This is a genomic window from Pseudomonas ficuserectae (assembly GCF_024584585.1).
GTDB lineage: Bacteria > Pseudomonadota > Gammaproteobacteria > Pseudomonadales > Pseudomonadaceae > Aquipseudomonas > Aquipseudomonas amygdali.
The window spans coordinates 2,001,680-2,018,356 of record NZ_CP085684.1; the positions used below are offsets into that span (position 1 = coordinate 2,001,680).

The 16,677-nt window shown below is 59.7% G+C and carries 15 protein-coding genes; 11 read left to right on the forward strand and 4 right to left on the reverse strand.

Annotated features, from left to right (window positions below):
• Window position 1: 1 nt before the first annotated feature.
• Window positions 2-454, reverse strand: coding sequence for a MarR family winged helix-turn-helix transcriptional regulator (locus LJU29_RS08855; RefSeq protein ID WP_004657820.1), 453 nt, complete (start codon window positions 452-454; stop codon window positions 2-4).
• Window positions 455-598: 144 nt separating this feature from the next.
• Between LJU29_RS08855 and aceE the strand changes: the two genes are divergently transcribed.
• Complete coding sequence (gene aceE, locus LJU29_RS08860; RefSeq protein ID WP_257112085.1) at window positions 599-3,268, forward strand: pyruvate dehydrogenase (acetyl-transferring), homodimeric type; 2,670 nt, start codon at window positions 599-601, stop codon at window positions 3,266-3,268.
• 97 nt (window positions 3,269-3,365) lie between these two features.
• Here aceE and LJU29_RS08865 read toward each other — a convergent pair whose 3' ends face one another.
• The 3 genes from LJU29_RS08865 to LJU29_RS08875 form a co-directional block, all read right to left on the reverse strand.
• Window positions 3,366-4,220, reverse strand: a complete 855-nt coding sequence (locus LJU29_RS08865) for a pirin family protein (protein WP_257112086.1) — start codon at window positions 4,218-4,220, stop codon at window positions 3,366-3,368.
• Window positions 4,221-4,421: 201 nt separating this feature from the next.
• Window positions 4,422-4,832 carry a PA2817 family protein gene (locus LJU29_RS08870; RefSeq protein WP_004657828.1) on the reverse strand — a complete coding sequence of 137 codons (411 nt, stop codon included), beginning with the start codon at window positions 4,830-4,832 and terminating at the stop codon, window positions 4,422-4,424.
• Window positions 4,833-4,909: 77 nt separating this feature from the next.
• Entirely contained in the window at window positions 4,910-7,357 is a 2,448-nt protein-coding gene (locus tag LJU29_RS08875) for an acyl-CoA dehydrogenase (RefSeq protein WP_060407101.1), read from the reverse strand.
• Between the two features lie 162 nt (window positions 7,358-7,519).
• Here LJU29_RS08875 and LJU29_RS08880 point away from each other — a divergent pair, with 162 nt between their 5' ends.
• From LJU29_RS08880 to murB, 10 genes are all read left to right on the forward strand, one after another.
• Window positions 7,520-8,143, forward strand: a complete 624-nt coding sequence (locus LJU29_RS08880) for a glutathione S-transferase (RefSeq protein WP_004657835.1) — start codon at window positions 7,520-7,522, stop codon at window positions 8,141-8,143.
• A 183-nt stretch (window positions 8,144-8,326) separates the two neighbouring features.
• Complete coding sequence (locus LJU29_RS08885; protein ID WP_002552672.1) at window positions 8,327-9,259, forward strand: ABC transporter ATP-binding protein; 933 nt, start codon at window positions 8,327-8,329, stop codon at window positions 9,257-9,259.
• A complete protein-coding gene (locus tag LJU29_RS08890; RefSeq protein WP_002552673.1) occupies window positions 9,256-10,044 on the forward strand; it encodes an ABC transporter permease in 789 nt (262 codons plus the stop codon). The genes LJU29_RS08885 and LJU29_RS08890 overlap by 4 nt, the downstream gene beginning before the upstream one ends.
• A gap of 136 nt (window positions 10,045-10,180) precedes the next feature.
• Window positions 10,181-12,397 carry a DNA internalization-related competence protein ComEC/Rec2 gene (locus LJU29_RS08895; RefSeq protein WP_257112088.1) on the forward strand — a complete coding sequence of 739 codons (2,217 nt, stop codon included), beginning with the start codon at window positions 10,181-10,183 and terminating at the stop codon, window positions 12,395-12,397.
• A gap of 81 nt (window positions 12,398-12,478) precedes the next feature.
• Complete coding sequence (gene pocA, locus LJU29_RS08900; protein WP_002552676.1) at window positions 12,479-13,156, forward strand: flagellar polar localization protein PocA; 678 nt, start codon at window positions 12,479-12,481, stop codon at window positions 13,154-13,156.
• The gene (pocB, locus tag LJU29_RS08905; RefSeq protein WP_002552677.1) at window positions 13,153-13,584 is read left to right on the forward strand and encodes a flagellar polar localization protein PocB; all 432 of its coding nucleotides are present in this window, start codon (window positions 13,153-13,155) and stop codon (window positions 13,582-13,584) included. The genes pocA and pocB overlap by 4 nt, the downstream gene beginning before the upstream one ends.
• Window positions 13,584-14,579, forward strand: coding sequence for a tetraacyldisaccharide 4'-kinase (gene lpxK / locus LJU29_RS08910; protein ID WP_057422140.1), 996 nt, complete (start codon window positions 13,584-13,586; stop codon window positions 14,577-14,579). Before pocB ends, lpxK begins: the two co-directional genes overlap by 1 nt.
• A gap of 17 nt (window positions 14,580-14,596) precedes the next feature.
• Window positions 14,597-14,782 (forward strand): Trm112 family protein, encoded by a 186-nt coding sequence (locus LJU29_RS08915; protein WP_002552679.1) that lies wholly within the window; start codon window positions 14,597-14,599, stop codon window positions 14,780-14,782.
• Window positions 14,779-15,543 carry a 3-deoxy-manno-octulosonate cytidylyltransferase gene (gene kdsB / locus LJU29_RS08920; protein ID WP_004657844.1) on the forward strand — a complete coding sequence of 255 codons (765 nt, stop codon included), beginning with the start codon at window positions 14,779-14,781 and terminating at the stop codon, window positions 15,541-15,543. Before LJU29_RS08915 ends, kdsB begins: the two co-directional genes overlap by 4 nt.
• A gap of 34 nt (window positions 15,544-15,577) precedes the next feature.
• On the forward strand, window positions 15,578-16,597 hold the full coding sequence (gene murB / locus LJU29_RS08925; protein WP_005758304.1) for a UDP-N-acetylmuramate dehydrogenase: 1,020 nt from the start codon (window positions 15,578-15,580) through the stop codon (window positions 16,595-16,597).
• The last annotated feature ends 80 nt before the right edge of the window (window positions 16,598-16,677 follow it).

The following is a 16,677-nucleotide window of genomic DNA, read 5'->3' on the forward strand; positions in this document are numbered from 1 at the left end:
GTCAGCTTTTACTGCCACTTTGTCGGGCTGCCAGTGCGGCACGTTCCAGCGCATCAGCAAACACGCGGCGCTGCGGGGCGTCGAATTGCGCCAGAAACAGCTCGTCGACCGCCGTTTCGTAGATCTGCCACATCTGTTTGCGCAGTGTCCGGCCCTTGTCGGTGATCGCTGCCACCGCGCCCCGGCCGTCGCTGTCCGATCTGTGGCGTTCCACCAGCCCTTCGCTTTCAAGGCGGTCGATGAGGCGGGTCAGGTTGTAGCGTTCGATGGCCATGACATCGGCCAGCTCATGCATGCGGCGCATGCCTTGAGGCCCGCTTTCCACACCCCAGAGCGCGTCATACCAAGCGTATGGGGGCAGCTCGGCCGCCGCCAGACGGCGTTCGATCTCGCGAATAAGACAGCGGTGCGCCCTGACGAATCTGAACCACGTATCCGGTTCGGCTGACGACATGAATCACCTTTGTCTGAAGTTCTTGAGGGTTGCAATAGTAACCGAGCACGGGATAAATTCCGGCATGTGATTGCAATTGCAATCAGATTTTTCAAGGCAGACGCCTGTCCGGCGTCCACTGCCGCATCACAGTAGGAGACGACGATGGCACAGCAACCCCGGTTTCTTGACGAGGATCCGCAAGAAACCCGCGAATGGCTCGAATCGATTGAGTCGGTACTCAACATTGAAGGGCGCCCGCGCGCGCACTACCTGATCGATCAGTTGCTGGACTTCGATGTCGCTCAACATGGCGATTTCTATGGTCGGGTCACGACGCCCTACGTCAACACCATTCCCAGCGACCGTCAGCAGCCTTATCCGGGTGACCTCCAGGTTGAAAAGCGTATCAACGCGTTCATCCGCTGGAACGCCCTGGCGATGGTACTGCGTGCCGGCAAGCATTCCGGTGTGGGCGGCCATATTGCCTCCTATGCGTCTGCCGCCGTGCTCTATGACGTGGGGTTCGATCACTTCTTCCGGGGTCGTACCGAGCAGTTCGCCGGCGATCTGGTCTACATCCAGGGCCATTCTTCGCCGGGCATTTACGGCAGGGCGTACCTGGAAGGTCGCCTGAGCGAAGAGCAACTGGACAACTTCCGTCGTGAAACGGACCGTGATGGCATCTCGTCTTATCCGCACCCGCGCCTGATGCCGGACTTCTGGCAGTTCCCTACTGTTTCAATGGGGCTTGGGCCAATCACGGCGGCGTATCAGGCGCGTTTCATGCGTTACCTGGAAAATCGCGGGCTCAAGGAGCATCAGGGGCGCAAGGTCTGGGCTTTTCTCGGCGATGGCGAAATGGACCAGCCCGAGTCTCAGGCGGCCATTGCGCTGGCCGGGCGCGAAAAGCTCGACAACATCATCTTCGTGGTCAACTGCAACCTGCAGCGTCTCGACGGCCCGGTGCGTGGTAACAGCAAGGTCATTCAGGAATTCGAAAGCCTGTATCGCGCCGCTGGCTGGAACGTAATCAAGGTCATCTGGGGCAGTGGCTGGGATGCGCTGCTGGAGAAGGACAAGAGCGGGCTGCTGCGTCAGCGCATGATGGAATGCGTGGACGGCGAGTACCAGAACTACAAATCCCAGAACGGCGCCTACGTGCGTGAGCATTTCTTCGGCAAGTACCCTGAGTTGCTGGAGCTGGTCAGCGACATGAGCGACGACGATATCTGGAAGCTCTCGCGGGGCGGGCACGATCCGGAAAAAGTCTACAACGCCTACGCTGCCGCAATGCGTCACAAGGGCGGGCCGACCGTGATTCTGGCCAAGACCGTCAAGGGTTTCGGCATGGGCGAGGCTGGCGAGGGGCAGAACATCAACCACCAGTTGAAGAAACTCGGTGCAGAGGCAATCAAGGCCTTCCGCGACCGTTTCTCTCTGGACATCACCGATGATCAACTGGGCGACATGCCTTATCTGAAACCCGCCGAGGGCAGTACCGAAGCGCTGTACCTCAAGGCCCGCCGGGCTCAGTTGGGCGGTTACATTCCGGCGCGTTTCAGTGACGCGGCCACCTTGCAGGTTCCACCGCTTTCGGTGCTGGATACCCAGCTGAAAAGCACCGGTGATCGCGGTATATCGACGACCATGGCCTTTGTGCGCATCCTCTCGACGCTGCTCAAGGACCCGAACATCGGCAAGTTGATCGTGCCGATTGTGCCGGACGAGTCGCGAACCTTTGGTATGGAGAACCTGTTCCGCCAGATCGGCATCCATTCCCATGTCGGTCAGTTGTACACGCCACAGGATGCAGGGCAACTGAGCTACTACAAGGAAAGTACTGACGGGCAGATCATGCAGGAAGGGCTGAACGAGTCCGGTGCCATTTCCTCGTGGATTGCCGCCAGTACGTCCTACGCCAACCATGGCGTGATGACCGTGCCGTTCTACATCTTCTATTCGATGTTTGGTTTCCAGCGTGTGGGCGATCTGGCCTGGGCGGCGGGTGATGCCCGGGCCAGGGGCTTTCTGCTGGGGGCCACCTCAGGCCGGACCACGCTGATGGGCGAAGGCCTGCAGCATGATGACGGGCACAGTCACGTGATGTCGTCGACGATACCGTGCTGTGTATCTTATGACCCGACGTTTGCCTTTGAACTGGCGGTGATCATTCAGGATGGCATGCGCCGCATGTTTGCCGAAAATGAGGACATTTATTACTACATCACCTTGCTCAACGAGAACTACCCGCACCCTGATCTGCCCGAGGGCGCCGAAGCCGGCATTATCAAGGGCATGTATCCATTGCAGGCCAGTGCATCGGTCAACTCCGGCAAGCACGTGCAGTTGATGGGCTGCGGGTCGATCCTTCTGGAAGTCATCGCGGCCGCCAGATTGCTGGAGGACGACTTTGGTGTGAGCAGTGAAATCTGGAGTGTTACCAGCCTCACCGAGCTGCGCCGTGAAGGCCAGGACGTCGAGCGCTGGAACCTGCTGCACCCTGAGCAGGAGCCGCGCCTGAGCTACGTTGAAAGCTGTCTCGCCGACAGGGAAGGGCCGGTCGTCGTGGCAACGGATTACATGAAGATCTTCGCTGACCAGATCCGCCCATTCGTACCCCTGCGTCGTTTCGTGGCGCTGGGTACGGATGGTTTTGGTCAGTCCGATACCCGTGAATCGCTGCGTCATTTCTTCGAGGTGGACCGTTACTTCGTGGCTGTGGCTGCGCTCAAGGCGCTGGCCGATGACGGCAAGGTCGAGCGTAAGGTCGTGGCCCAGGCCATCGAACGCTACAAGATCGACCCAGGCAAGCAGAACCCTGTGCTGGTCTGAGTCGCGCTCGTCTCTGTCACGAGACAGTAGTTGCGAAACCGTGCACTTCAAGCGAGGTGCACGGTTTCCTGATTACCTGCGTGAGAGTATCTGCCTGTCACGCCGTCAGACGATCTTCCCGGAAATCACGCAACGCCTGGTCAATCTCTTCGCGGGTGTTCATCACGAACGGCCCGTACCGCACGATCGGCTCGCGTAAGGGCTTGCCTGCAATCAACAAGACGCGCGCACCCTTGGTGCTGCTGATCTGCAAATCCCCTGTGTCAGACAGGCGCGCAAGATGGCGCTTGCTCACTGACTGTGCGCTGCCTTCTATTTCGATACTGCCTTCGTACACGTACAGCAATGCAAGATGCCCTTCGGGCAAGCGCGGGCTGATACGGCTGCCGGCAGGCATGTCGAAGTCAAAGTACAAGGGCTCGGTATCCGGGCGCTGTACCGCACCGGCCTGTCGAACCTGGCCATCGTCGAAATGCCCGGCCAATACCACCACCTGCACGCCGGCTTCAGTGGTCAGGCGAGGAACGTTTTCCGGCTGGATGTCCTGATAACTGGCGTCGTTCAGCTTGTTCTTGCCCGGCAGGTTCAGCCATAGCTGAAAACCTCGCATGGTGCCTTCTTCCTGTTCAGGCATTTCGCTGTGAATGATCCCGCGTGCGGCGGTCATCCACTGTACGCCGCCGCCCTGCAGCAGGCCTACATTGCCCATATGGTCTTCGTGACGCATACGGCCTTCAAGCATGTAGGTCACCGTTTCGAAGCCACGGTGCGGATGAGGTGGAAAGCCCGCGATATAATCATCAGGCACGTCCGACCCGAACTCGTCCAGCATCAGGAATGGATCGAATTGTTCCACGCCCCGTCCGCCGAAAACGCGTGTCAGTTTGACTCCCGCGCCGTCAGAGGCAGGTTGGCCTGCCTGAATCGACAGGACTTTACGAAATTGAGTCATGGAAAGAGAGCACTCCTTATCAGGTGGCCTTTTCAGGCGCAAGGGAGTGTCATGGTATGCCTGTCTATTCGATTAACTGATTCGAATCCCGGAACGGAATGATCGTATTTATCGATGTGTCGCCTGCTGATACGCATTGGCGTGAGTAACAGGCAACCTGCCCGGAACAGACTCCGGGCCAGGCGTTACAACGAGAGGTGATCAGTGTTTGCTGCCCTGTGTCGACATGGCCAGCAGCTGCTTTTCCTGGTTCCAGTCAAATGGTTCGTCGTTCTGCTCGGCTTCGTAACGGCGCTCTTCCAGCGCCTGATACAGCTCGATTTCATCATCCGGCATGAAATGCAGGCAGTCACCGGCAAAAAACCACAGCAGGTCGCGAGGCACCAGGTGGGCGATTTGCGGGTAGCGCTGGATGACCTGACACAGGATGTCCTGGCCCAGGTACTGGCTTTCTATCGGGTCCTGCGGCAGTTGCTCGACCAGTTCGTCGAAGCGCTCCATGAACAGCGCATGGCTTTCTTCCGGAACCTGCTCGGCCTCGCCCAGCGCGACCAGAATGCTGCGCAGGTGTGCCAGCAGGCCAAGTTGGTGATCGAGAGTGGCGTCGGCCATCGGGTAATCCTCAAATGCAAAAACAGGCGCGAGAGTATAAAGCTCTACGCGCCTGCTGTGTGGTGTGACCTTGAACGTCAGCGAATCTTGCCCGCTGCCAGGGTCAGTTCTTCCTTGTCGAAATCATCCACGTCGATCACCTTGCGACGGGCGGCTTCGGCTGTACGCAGTGTCTGTGCCTCTTCTGCCTGCAATACACCGATGCGCAACGCAGCGTCGATGGCATGCTCGCCTGCGGCCGGTTTGATCTGACCACTCTTGAGCGCCGTTTGCAGCTTCTTGTGCAACGGATATGCAGTAGTCAGCAAGTCGATGGCATGTTGCAGCGCGCCGACCGGATCTTCTGCCGATTGCGGGCGATAGCAGCCTGCGAGCAACTCTTCCAGTGTCGGATCGCCCTTGGCGCGGCCCAGTACCTGTGCAACTTCGGCGTCCAGCTTGTCCGAAGGGCCCTTATGGCGACGACCGAACGGGAACACCACTGCACGCAACAGCCCACCCAGTATGCGGTTGGGGAAGTTGCTGAGGATCTCGTCCATCGCACGTTCCGAATGGCCCAGACTTTCTTCCATGGCCCAGCGAAACAGCGGGCTCATGTGATCTGGCGAGCCAAGATCGTGGTAGCGCTTGAGTGCCGCCGAAGCCAGATACATATGACTGAGCACATCCCCCAGACGCGCCGACAGGCGTTCGCGGCGTTTCAACTCGCCGCCCAGCAGCATCATGCTCAAGTCCGCCAACATCGCGAAAGCTGCTGCCTGACGGTTCAACGCGCGGAAGTAGCCTTGGCTCAGGCTGTTGCCCGGCGCTCTTTCAAAATGGCCAAAGCCCAGATTAAGAATCAGGGTGCTGGCGGCGTTGCTCACCGCAAAACCGATGTGCTTGAGCAGGAGCGCGTCAAACTCGAGCAGCGCCTGCTGCTTGTCTTCGCGCCCTGCCAAGGCCATTTCCTTGAGCACGAATGGATGGCAGCGAATGGCACCCTGGCCGAAGATCATCAGGTTACGTGAAAGGATATTCGCCCCTTCAACGGTGATGAAAATCGGCGCGCCTTGCCAGTTGCGGCCCAGGTAGTTGTTCGGGCCCATGATGATGCCCTTGCCGCCATGCACATCCATGGCGTGACCGATACATTCGCGGCCACGCTCGGTCAGGTGGTATTTGAGGATCGCGGAGAGCACCGAGGGCTTTTCACCCAGATCGACCGCATTGGCGGTCAGCATGCGCGCGCTGTCCATCAGCCAGGCGTTGCCGCCGATGCGCGCCAGCGCTTCCTGAATACCTTCGAACGCCGACAGCGGCACATTGAATTGCTCGCGTACCTTGGCGTACTGGCCGGTGACCAGGCTGGTGTACTTGGCAGCGCCGGTGCCGACCGCGGGCAGCGAAATCGAACGTCCTACCGACAGGCAGTTCATCAGCATCATCCAGCCTTTGCCGAGCATTGGCTGGCCGCCGATCAGGTAGCTCAGCGGAACAAAGACGTCCTTGCCTGAATTCGGGCCGTTCATGAACGCTGCGCCCAGCGGCAAGTGGCGACGGCCGATTTCAACGCCTGGCGTGTCGGTCGGAATCAATGCCAGGCTGATGCCCAGATCTTCCTCTTCGCCTAGCAAGTGCTCAGGGTCGTAAGCCTTGAAAGCCAGGCCGAGCAGGGTGGCAACCGGGCCAAGGGTGATGTAGCGCTTTTCCCAGGTCAGGCGCAGGCCGATGACTTCCTCGCCTTGCCACTGACCTTTGCAGATGACCCCGGTGTCGGGCATCGCGCCCGCATCGGAACCTGCCAATGGACCCGTCAGCGCGAAGCAGGGGATATCTTCGCCACGTGCCAGACGTGGCAGGTAATGGTTGCGCTGTTCGTCGGTGCCGTAATGCAGCAGCAATTCAGCAGGGCCGAGGGAGTTGGGCACCATCACGGTGGAGGCCAGGTCGCCGCTGCGGGTGGCCAGTTTCATGGCCACCTGAGAGTGGGCGTAGGCCGAGAAGCCCTTGCCACCGAATTCTTTCGGAATGATCAGGGCAAAGAACCCGTGCTCTTTCATGTGCGCCCAGGCTTCAGGCGGCAGGTCCATGGCCTGACCGATTTCCCAGTCGCTGACCATCGCGCAGAGTTCTTCGGTCGGCCCGTCGATAAAGGCCTGTTCTTCTTCGGTGAGCTGGACTTTTGGATAGGCCAGCAGCTTGTCCCAGTCCGGGCGACCGCTGAACAGCTCGCCATCCCACCAGACCGTACCGGCGTCAATCGCATCGCGCTCGGTTTCCGACATGGGCGGCAGCACTTTCTGAAACCAGCTGAACATGGGCGCAGTGAAGTGCTTGCGGCGCAGGTCGGGCAGCACAACAGGTACGAACACTGCCAGCCACAGCACCCAGAAAACAGTCAGCAGCCATCCTGGCGCGTGGCTGAAAATGCCCATGGCCAGCAGGTAGACGGCTACCACGCCAAGCGCCGGGAGCGGGGCGGTACGCCGATGGGCCAGCCAGGCAATGCCGACGACCAGCACTACAATCCACAACAACAGCATAGGTATTCCTCCGTGATGACCGCCGCCGTGGCAGCGATCAAGAACTGGTCGCCGGGCAGTGGTGAGGCGACATCGATAGTGACCCCTGGTTGACGAGGAAGTTGCCGCCGCTTCGGGGTAGACTGTGAGCCTTTATTTATCAGCGACTGCGAGGGGAACGCAATGCTCAAGATATGGGGACGAAAGAATTCCAGCAATGTGCGCAAGGCACTCTGGATTGCCGAAGAAGTGGGCGTGCCCTACGAAACGCAGGACGCCGGTGGGGCATTCGGGCTGGTCAATGAAGCAGCTTACCGCGCGAAAAACCCCAATGGCCGGATTCCCATGATTGAAGACGGCGACTTCGTGCTTTGGGAGTCGAACGCGATCGTACGCTATCTGGCCGCCCGCCATGCCCCCGACTCGGACTTATACCCCGCTGACCTTCAGGCCCGCGCCAACGCAGACAAGTGGATGGACTGGACCTCCTCGACCATCGCGGCCCCGTTCAGCCCGGTATTCTGGGGCGTGGTACGCACCCCGCCCGAGAAACAGGACTGGCCGGCCATCGAGCAAGGCATCAAGACCCTGCACAGTCTGCTGCTGGTCGCCGATGAGGCCCTGTCTCGCCAGCCTTACCTGTCCGGCGAAGCTTTTGGCATGGGCGACATTCCCCTGGGGTGCTTCGCTTACGGCTGGTTCGAAATGCCGATTGAACGTCCGCCGCTGCCCCACCTCCAAGCCTGGTATGAACGCCTCAAGACGCGTCCGGCGTATCGCAAGGCCGTCATGAGTCCGCTGACCTGAGCATGCAGTCTGAGCATTTAAAACAGTTGATCGGGCTCATGTTCGGCTCTTGATATTTACTATTAACAGATGTGTCTGTACTTGAATGACCCAGCCGAGCACCATTGCACGCCTGGGTCGTCATGACAGGCGTGTGTTCCCGGTCAGCTTCATTCCTTTTTCCTGATGAGTACTCTTTCCGATATGTCTTCCGCTCTGTCCATTCGGCAGCTAACCAAAACCTACGGCAACGGTTTCCAGGCCTTGAGTGGCATTGATCTGGACGTGGCCGAGGGTGATTTCTTCGCTTTGCTTGGCCCTAATGGCGCAGGCAAGTCCACCACCATCGGTATCATCTCGACGCTGGTCAACAAGACCAGCGGAACGGTGAACATCTTCGGCCACGATCTGGATCGCGAGCCCGCTGCGCTCAAGCGTTCCATTGGCGTGGTGCCGCAGGAGTTCAACTTCAACCAGTTCGAGAAGACCTTCGACATCGTCGTCACCCAGGCGGGTTACTACGGCATCCCGGCAAAGATCGCCAAGGAGCGCGCCGAGCAGTACCTGACTCAACTGGGCCTGTGGGACAAGCGCGACGTGCCTTCGCGGTCGCTGTCAGGCGGTATGAAACGGCGCTTGATGATCGCCCGTGCGCTGATTCATGAGCCGCGTCTGCTGATCCTCGATGAGCCCACTGCTGGTGTGGACATCGAATTGCGCCGTTCGATGTGGACGTTCCTGACCGAACTGAATCAAAAAGGCATCACCATCATCCTCACCACTCACTACCTGGAAGAGGCCGAGCAGCTGTGCCGCAACATCGGCATTATCGACCACGGGGTGATCGTGCAGAACACCGGCATGAAGCAATTGCTCAGCACCCTGACTGTCGAAACCTTCGTGCTGGATTTGAAGGCGTCCTGGCAGACCGCGCCGCAGCTGCCCGGTTTCCCTTGCCGTTTGCTCGACAGCCACACCCTGGAAGTTCAGGTCGACAAGAATGTCGGCATCACCGCGCTGTTTAGCCAGCTCGCTTTCCAGAACATCGAAGTCTTGAGCCTGCGCAATAAATCCAATCGCCTTGAGGAGTTGTTTGTGTCCCTGGTGGAAAAAAACCTTGCGAAGGTGGCGCTATGACTGTGCAGAGCGGCGAGTTGCGCCCCAACCTGATTGCCCTGAAGACCATCGTTTACCGCGAGGTCCATCGCTTCATGCGGATCTGGCCGCAGACCCTGCTGCCGCCTGCGATCACCATGGTTCTGTACTTCGTGATCTTCGGTAACCTGATCGGCCGCCAGATTGGCGACATGGGCGGCTTTACCTACATGCAGTACATCGTGCCGGGGCTGATCATGATGTCGGTGATCACCAACTCCTACGGCAACGTGGTATCCAGCTTCTTTGGTGCCAAGTTTCAGCACTCCATCGAAGAACTGATGGTCTCGCCGGTTTCCCCGCACACCATTCTGATCGGTTACACCCTGGGCGGCGTGTTGCGCGGGCTGATGGTGGGTTTCATTGTCACCATGCTGTCGATGTTTTTCACCGACCTGCAAGTGCACCACTTGGGCGTGACCATTCTGGTGGTGGTGTTGACCGCGACGATTTTCTCTCTGCTGGGCTTCATCAACGCAGTGTTTGCACGCAACTTCGATGACATCTCGATCATTCCGACCTTCGTCCTGACCCCGCTGACCTATCTGGGTGGCGTGTTCTACTCGATCAACCTGTTGCCGCCGTTCTGGCAGACCGTATCGCTGGCCAACCCGGTCCTGCACATGGTCAACGCCTTCCGCTACGGCATTCTGGGCGTCTCCGACATCAAGATCAGCATCGCCCTGGCGTTCATGATCGTGGCAACGTTTGTACTGTACTTCGGCTGCGCACGGTTGCTGGTGAGCGGGCGCGGTATGCGTCAGTAACACATGCTTTGCGACCCGCCAGCCTGGCGGGTCGCCTGTCTGCCGAGACCGGCTGTTCAGGTTTTGCAACACACCATCACTTCCGACATTTCGATATTGCGCTGATCCTTGAAGCTTTCCGCTTCAAGGAATCACCATGCGCACAGGGATGATCGCGCTCGCGTCGGGGCTTGTGGCCTTATGCTTTCTGCCTGCTTTGCCGCCGACCTGGCTGTTGCTGCTGATGCCGATACTGGCGTTGATGCTGCTACCGTTTCGTACCTATCCACTGGCGCTGTTCCTGCTCGGTTTTACCTGGGCGTGTGTTTCTGCGCAGTGGGCGTTGAATGACCGTCTGGTTCATCGTCTGGACGGTCAGACGCTGTGGCTGCAAGGCAAGGTGGTCGGTTTGCCCAGTGTCGCCGAGGGCGTGGTGCGTTTCGAACTGGAGGGGGCAAGGTCGCGCAGGGCGATATTGCCTGCACGCATCCGGGTGGCGTGGTACGGCGGTCCGCAGGTCAACAGCGGTGAGCGCTGGCGCATGGCGGTCAAACTCAAGCGGCCGGCCGGGCTGGTCAATCCTGATGCTTTTGATTACGAAGCCTGGCTGTTGGCGCAGCGCATCGATGCCACCGGTACGGTGGTGGATGGTCAACTGCTGACACCTGCGCGCGGGGCGTGGCGCGACCTTATTCGTCAGCGCTTGCTGGCGGTCGATGCGCAGGGCAGAGAGGGCGGCTTGGCGGCGCTGGTGCTGGGCGATGGCTCCGGGTTGTCGAGCACCGATTGGCAGGTGCTGCAGGACACCGGCACGGTGCATCTGCTGGTGATTTCCGGCCAGCATATCGGTTTGCTGGCCGGGGTGATTTACGCGCTGGTCGCAGGCCTTGCACGCTGGGGGCTGTGGCCACGGGCTTTGCCCTGGCTGCCTTGGGCCTGTGCGCTGGCGTTCATCGCTGCGCTGGGTTACGGGCTGCTGGCCGGTTTCGAGGTGCCGGTACGGCGTGCCTGTGTGATGGTCGCGATGGTGCTGCTGTGGCGTTTGCGCTTTCGGCACCTGGGCGTTGTCTGGCCGTTGTTACTGTCATTCAACGCGGTGCTGATTTTCGAGCCGCTGGTGACACTGCAGCCGGGGTTCTGGCTGTCTTTCGCGGCGGTTGGCATTCTGGTGCTGATTTTCAGTGGACGTCTCGGTGCCTGGAATTGGTGGCAAAGCTGGACGCGTGCGCAGTGGCTGATCGCAATTGGCTTGCTGCCTATTCTGCTGGCGCTGAACCTGCCGATCAGCCTCAGCGGTCCGTTTGCCAATTTGCTGGCTGTGCCTTGGGTCAGCTTGATCGTCCTGCCGCCTGCGTTGCTTGGAACACTGCTGCTGCCGGTGCCTATTGTGGGCGAAGGCTTGCTCTGGCTGGCCGGAGGAGCGCTAGAGTGGCTGTTTATGTTTCTCGGCTCGGTTGCCGCAGTCTTGCCCGCCTGGTTGCCCAGTGCAATGCCGGGGTGGGCGTGGCTGCTTAGTCTGCTCGGGGCCTTCATTTTATTACTGCCCAAAGGCGTGCCGATGCGTCCGCTGGGTTGGCCATTGCTGTTGTTGTGCGTTTTTCCGCCGCTCGACTCAGTGCCTGCAGGCCAGGTAGAAGTATTGCAGCTGGACGTGGGGCAGGGCCTAGCCATTCTCCTGCGCACTCGAAATCACACGCTCTTGTACGACGCAGGTCCACGTTTCGGCGAGTTCGATATCGGTCAGCGTGTGGTCGTGCCCGCCATGCGCAAGGCCGGTGTGCGTCATCTGGACCTGATGTTGATCAGTCACGCCGACTCCGATCATGCCGGGGGCGCAGCGGCGGTTCATCAGGCATTTCCGGTTGACCGTGTACTGGGCGGTGAGCTGGCCAGGCTCGCGCCGCAACTCGACGCGCGCTTGTGTGAGAGCGATGCGCGCTGGGAGTGGGATGGGGTGGTGTTCTCCACCTGGCGCTGGGAGCAGGGCCCTGATGGCAATCCGGCATCCTGCATGTTGAGTGTCGACGCCGGGGGCGAGCGTCTGCTGCTGACGGGTGATATCGACGTCGACGCGGAACGTGCGGCAATCGCCAGCGGTTTCGACCTTCGTGCCCATTGGTTGCAGTCCCCGCATCACGGCAGCCGGACCTCGTCATCCAAAGTATTTCTTCAGGCCGTCGGAGCGGTTGGCGTGCTGATCTCCCGTGGCCGTAACAACGCCTTCGGCCACCCGCATCCGTTGGTCATGGCGCGTTATCGATGGCTGGGTATGGCCAGTTATGACAGCGCTGAGCTGGGCGCTGTCAGTCTGCGGCTGGGTACGTTCGGCACGCCGCAGGCAGAGCGCGCGCAACGGCGTTTCTGGCGTGACTGAGTGAATGGATATCGATCTCGGCGTTCGGCACTTGGCGACCCTATGATAGAGTGGCGCCAATTTTTCGAGGGAGTGATCACTGTGTGGGAACTGGTCAAATCTGGCGGCTGGATGATGCTGCCGATTATTTTGAGCTCCATCGCCGCTGCCGGCATTATCATCGAGCGTCTGTGGACGCTGCGTGCCAGCCGTATCACGCCGCCGCATCTGCTCGGACAGGTCTGGCAGTGGATTCAGGAAAAGAAGCTCGACGGCGAAAAGCTCAAGCAACTGCGCGCTGACTCGCCTCTGGGTGAAATTCTCGCCGCAGGTCTGGCCAATTCCAGGCACGGTCGCGAGATCATGAAGGAATGCATCGAAGAAGCCGCCGCCCGGGTTATCCATGAACTGGAGCGCTACCTGAGCGCGCTGGGTTCGATTGCCGCCATGGCACCGCTGCTTGGCTTGCTGGGTACGGTGCTGGGCATGATCGATATCTTCGGCTCGTTCAACAGTTCGGGGGCCACGGCCAATGCCGGTGTACTTGCCGGTGGTATCTCCAAGGCGCTGATCTGTACCGCCTCCGGTCTTATCGTGGCTATTCCGGCAATCTTCTTTCATCGCTTCCTGCAAAGTCGCGTCGATGAACTGGTGGTCGGCATGGAGCAGCAGGCCATTCGTCTGGTTGAAGTGGTGCAGGGCGACCGCGATGTCGATCTGATCGACGCCAAAATCGATCTCAAGTCGCTGGCCAGAGCGGGCGGGGGCAAGAAGAAGTGAAATTTCGCCGTCGCAGACCCCGGGAAAACATCGACATCAATCTGGTCTCTCTGATTGATGTGGTGTTCATCCTGCTGCTGTTTTTCATCGTGACGACCACTTTCACCCGTGAAACCCAACTGCGGGTGGATCTGCCACAGGCGGTCACCGGTACGCCGGAGGTGGACGCCAGCGCGAAGCATCTGGACATCGCCATCAACGCCGACGGGATCTTCTCGCTGAACAACCAACTGTTGCCCAAGAACGATCTGGCAACCCTTATCGAAGCGCTGCAACGCGAGTCGGCGGGCGATACCAGCCTGCCGTTGTCGATCAGTGCCGACGGCAAGACCCCGCACCAATCGGTGATTACGGCCATGGATGCGGCGGGCAAACTGGGTTTCAGCCATTTGCGCATGACCACTGTCGAGGCCACGCCGGCTAACTGATGGCATTTACCGAACGTTTGCTTGATGCCTGGTACAAGGGCCACCCTGGGCTGGCGCTTTTGCGTCCGCTCGAATGCCTTTATCGGCGTGTCGTCGATGGCAAACGCGCGCGCTTTCTGGCGGGTGAGGGCAGCATCTACCGCGCTCCGGTGCCGGTTATTGTGGTGGGTAATATCACCATCGGCGGCACTGGCAAGACGCCATTGATTCTATGGATGATCGAGCACTGCCGTCGTCGTGGCCTGCGCGTTGGTGTGGTCAGTCGCGGTTACGGTGCCAAACCTCCCAGCCTGCCGTGGCGCGTCAAGGCCGACCAGAGTGCCAGTGAGGCGGGCGACGAGCCGTTGCTCATCGTCAAACGCAGTGGCGTGCCGCTGATGATCGATCCGGATCGCAGTCGCGCCGTGCAGGCTCTGCTCGCTGCCGAGCCTCTGGATCTGATTCTTTCCGACGATGGCTTGCAACATTATCGTCTGGCCCGCGATCTGGAGCTGGTGCTGATCGATGCCGCCCGCGGGCTGGGCAACCGTCGTTGTCTGCCTGCCGGGCCATTGCGCGAGCCGGTTGAGCGGCTAGGCAGTGTCGACGCCTTGCTTTACAACGGCGCGACGGCTGATCGCGACGATGGCTACGCATTTATGCTCAAACCGTCAGCCCTGATCAATCTGCGCAGTGACGAACGCCAGCCGGTGGATTATTTCCCGGCCGGGCAGGCGCTGCATGCGGTCGCCGGAATCGGCAATCCTCAACGTTTCTTCAATACCCTCGAAGGATTACACTGGCGGCCGGTGGCTCACGCGTTCGCCGACCATGCGGTCTACAGTGCCCAGGCGCTGACATTCACGCCTTCATTACCCTTGGTCATGACCGAGAAGGATGCGGTGAAATGTCGTGCCTTTGCAGCCGATGACTGGTGGTATCTGGCAGTGGATGCAGTACCGTCCAATGCTTTTGTCGACTGGTTCGATGAGCAACTGCTACGTCTCTCTCCATGATTGCTTCAGGATCTCCTATGGACACCAAACTACTCGATATCCTCGCTTGCCCTGTCTGCAAGGGACCATTGAAGCTCAGCGCCGACAAGACCGAGCTGATCAGCAAAGGGGCAGGCCTTGCCTACCCGGTACGCGACGGCATCCCGGTGATGCTCGAAAGCGAAGCGCGCACCTTGAGCACCGATGAGCGGCTGGAAAAATGACAGCAGCGTTCACCGTTGTCATTCCTGCGCGTTACGGCTCCAGCCGTTTTCCCGGCAAGCCACTGAAAACCATTGCTGGCAAGCCCATGGTTCAGCTTGTCTGGGAGCAGGCGTGCAAAAGCAGCGCCGAGCGTGTGGTGATTGCCACCGACGATGCGCGCATCGTCGAGGCTTGTCAGGCTTTTGGTGCAGAAGTACTGCTGACCCGCGAGGATCACAATTCCGGCACCGATCGTCTGGCCGAGGTGGCTGCGCAACTGGGGCTGGCTGCTGATGCGATTGTGGTCAATGTGCAAGGCGACGAGCCGATGATCCCGCCTGCGGTGATCGATCAGGTGGCGTCCAACCTGGCGGCTCACCCCGAAGCCGGCATGTCTACGCTGGCCGAGCCTATCGACGATGTGGCCGCGTTGTTCAATCCGAACATCGTCAAGGTCGCAACAGACATCAACGGCCTGGCGCTGACGTTCAGCCGTGCCCCATTGCCTTGGGCGCGTGACGCGCTGGCCGCAAACAGGGACGAGTTGCCCGCTGGCGTGCCTTATCGTCGTCATATCGGTATTTACGCCTATCGTGCGGGCTTTCTTCATGACTTCGTTAGCTGGGGTCCGTGCTGGCTGGAAAACACCGAAAGCCTGGAGCAACTGCGTGCGTTGTGGAATGGCGTGCGAATTCACGTTGCCGACGCGCTTGAAGCGCCACCCGGTGGCGTCGATACGCCTGAAGACCTGGAGCGCGTAAGGCGCTTGCTGGAGGGTTGATGCGCTTCGTCCAGTGTTTCGGGAAGGCGAGAGTATGACCTTGCAGGTGCAGTCCGCGATTTCCCTCAAACCTTTCAACACCTTTGGCGTGGATGTTCAGGCCCGCTTGTTTGCCGAAGCGCATAGCGATGACGATGTTCGCGAGGCGCTGGCGTATTCGGTCGAGCACGATGTACCGCTGCTGGTTATTGGCGGTGGCAGTAACCTGCTGCTCAGCAGTGACGTGCAGTCATTGGTGCTGCGCATGGCCAGTCGCGGCATTCGCATCGTGCATGAGGACTGTCTCGAGTCGATTGTCGAGGCAGAGGCTGGCGAGCCCTGGCATCCGTTCGTGCAGTCCTGTCTGGAGCTGGGGCTGGCAGGGCTGGAAAACCTCAGTCTGATTCCAGGCACCGTTGGGGCGGCACCCATGCAGAACATCGGTGCTTATGGCGTCGAGATCAAGGATATATTCCATAGCCTGACTGCGCTGGACCGTGAAACGGGTGAATTGCGCGAGTTTTCCCTGGAGGACTGTGCGTTCGGCTACCGCGACAGCGTATTCAAGCATCAGGTCGCGCGCTGGTTGATCCTGCGGGTGCGCTTCAAGCTCAGCCGCGTAGCCAATCTGCACCTTGAATATGGTCCGGTTCGTCAGCGTCTCGACGAGTTGGGTATCGATAAACCGACGCCTTTCGATGTCAGTCGGGCGATCTGCGCCATTCGCAGTGAAAAGCTGCCTGACCCAGCGGTGCTGGGCAATGCCGGCAGTTTCTTCAAAAACCCGATTATCCCTGCCCAACTGTACGCGACGATCAAACAGCAGCACCCTGGTGTCGTCGGCTACCCGCAGGACGATGGCCGGGTGAAGCTGGCAGCGGGGTGGTTGATCGAGCAGGCTGGCTGGAAGGGTTATCGTGACGGCGACGCTGGCGTGCATAAGCTCCAGTCGCTGGTACTAGTCAATTACGGGCAGGCCAGTGGCTTGCAGCTATTGAACCTTGCGCGTCGCATCCAAAGCGACATCGTCGAGCGTTTTGGTGTAGAGCTGGAAATGGAGCCGAACCTCTACTGAGGTCTGACTGCCACCCTAGTAGTGAAACCGGGCGACGCTTTGCTCGTCCGCGATCTTTGGAAATGTAGGAGCGGACTCGT